Raw genomic sequence first — 1,539 nt, 5'->3', positions numbered from 1 at the left:
AATGTTGTTGAAAAACTCTTGTTGATTTGAGGGTATATGACTGATTCAATTTCCTTATTGGCGTGGGGGGATTGGTGGCGATGTTAGGACCAAGGCAGGAAGCACAAAGCGCCCTATTTTATGATTTCTCGATTGAGGATCATGTTCCCCGTGATCATGTTCTGAGGGCGATTGACGGGGTAATTGATTTGTCCGGCGTTCGCCTGCATCTGTCTGAGTTTTACAGCTCTACTGGCCGCCCTTCAATTGATCCGGAACTGATGATGCGGATGTTGCTCGTCGGGTATATTATGGGCATCCGTTCTGAACGGCGTTTGTGTGACGAAGTCCATCTCAATCTGGCTTATCGCTGGTTTTGTAAATTGGATCTGGCGGATCCAATCCCAGACCATTCAACGTTTTCCAAAAATCGACATGGTCGGTTCCGCGACAGTGATGTCCTACGGCATGTGTTCGAAACGGTCGTCGCACAATGTATCACATCGGGCTTAGCGAGCGGCCAGCGCTATGCGGCCGATGCGAGCATCATCGCCGCTGATGCCAATCGTCAGAACTCTACAGCCAAGGCTGACTGGGATCCCGAGACAATTGGTGCCGATGATGCGCCACGGGCCGTTCGAGAATATCTAGATACGCTTGATGACGCTGCTTTTGGTGCCGCCAGTCCTGTTACGCCCAAGTTTATCTCGCACTCAGATCCAGCATCCCAGTGGACTGGGGCGCGCGGCGGTCCCGCGTATTTTGCCTATTCCACGAACTACTTGATCGATACCGACAACGCAGTGATCCTGGATGTAGAGCCGACACGTTCTATTCGCCAGGCCGAAGTTGGGGCGGTCAGAACCATGATTGATCGCGTGCAAAAGGTACATAACCTGATGCCGGAACGTCTAATAGCAGATACGGCTTACGGATCAGGTCCTATGCTGGATTGGCTAGTCGAAAAGCGTGGGATCGCACCGCATATACCAGTCATCGATAAGTCTGGACGCAAGGATGGAACTCTTGAGCGTGCCGACTTTACCTATGATACAGACAGTGACCTTTATATCTGCCCAAATGGGAAAGAGCTGAAGCAATTTCGAAGGGCCTTCAAAACACCAAGATCGGGAGCGAATAAAGATGCCACAATACGCTATCGCGCCCGTAAATCAGACTGCGATGTCTGCGCCCTAAAAGAACGCTGCACACCAAAAGAACCCCAGCGAAAAGTCACACGTTCAATCTATGAAACGTCCCGAGATGTCGCCCGCGGATTATCGCAAACCCAGCAATATGCTATCTCATGCAAGTTGAGGAAAAAGGTTGAAATGTCTTTTGCACATCTCAAACGCATCCACGGCTTAGGTCGGCTCCGATTACGTGGCCCCTGTGGTGCTCATGATGAATTTATCCTCGCCGCAACCGCCCAGAACCTCAAAAAGCTAGCCAAGCTGGCGTCACACCCAATCCAGGCCAAAGCCGCAGCGTGAAACAGAGGCGGGAACACATTGTCCCGTTATACGGACACGCGAAAACTTCGAGTTTTTCAACAACATT

Annotated in this window: 1 protein-coding gene; it reads left to right on the top strand. The window is 51.0% G+C overall.

Translation table 11 applies throughout. The features are described 5' to 3' along the window. Positions 1–80: 80 nt before the first annotated feature. Positions 81–1,472: an IS1182 family transposase gene (locus DL239_RS21290; protein ID WP_167686102.1), complete on the top strand. Its 1,392-nt coding sequence runs from the start codon at positions 81–83 to the stop codon at positions 1,470–1,472. Positions 1,473–1,539 lie beyond the last annotated feature (67 nt).

The organism is Parasedimentitalea denitrificans (assembly GCF_011813015.1).
Classification (GTDB): Bacteria; Pseudomonadota; Alphaproteobacteria; order Rhodobacterales; family Rhodobacteraceae; genus Parasedimentitalea; species Parasedimentitalea denitrificans.
This window is presented reverse-complemented; position numbering and strand designations above follow the sequence as displayed.